The 507-nt window shown below is 35.7% G+C and carries 1 protein-coding gene; it reads left to right on the top strand.

Translation table 11 applies throughout. From position 1 onward, the window contains the following. Window positions 1-67: 67 nt before the first annotated feature. Window positions 68-247 carry a PspC domain-containing protein gene (locus P0N36_RS15605; RefSeq protein WP_275843816.1) on the top strand — a complete coding sequence of 60 codons (180 nt, stop codon included), beginning with the start codon at window positions 68-70 and terminating at the stop codon, window positions 245-247. Window positions 248-507: the final 260 nt, after the last annotated feature.

Here is a 507-nt window from a genome sequence, read left to right as displayed (position 1 = left end):
GATTATTTTAAGTTTTTTGGATTATACTTATTATGTAGTATAATTATATTAAGGCGAGGTGAATTATATGGAGAAAAAATTATACCGTTCGAGAACAGACAGAATGCTTTTTGGCGTGTGTGGTGGTCTGGCTGAATATTTCAGTGTAGATCCAACCTTGGTGAGGTTGGTCATGGTATTGTTCTGGATGACCGGTGGCGGCTTCTTAGCTTATCTTATAGCAGCAATCGTAATGCCGGAAGCGTAGTAACAGAGTTTTGCACTTGAATATATGCAGAGTTTAATAGAAACTATAAGATGGTAGTAATCAAAGATGAAAGTCTGAGATTACTATTTTTTTGTTCTCTAGGAAAGTCTATGCTATGTAACTATCAAGGAAGTCTTTCCTGCCGGAACAATTTGTTTTGCAAAGCGAGGCGTAGCCTCTTTGTTCTAACGTCACAACTTTATGACAAACACAATATGTCCTTACAGTAATTCCCATAAATGGAAATAATTACAATATAA

The organism is Petrocella sp. FN5 (assembly GCF_029210395.1).
Classification (GTDB): Bacteria; Bacillota; Clostridia; order Lachnospirales; family Vallitaleaceae; genus Petrocella.
This window is presented reverse-complemented; position numbering and strand designations above follow the sequence as displayed.

Excerpts from the sequence above, each read along its gene's own strand:
- P0N36_RS15605 (WP_275843816.1), top strand. The coding sequence starts at position 68 with ATGGAGAAAAAATTATACCGTTCGAGAACAGACAGAATGCTTTTTGGC.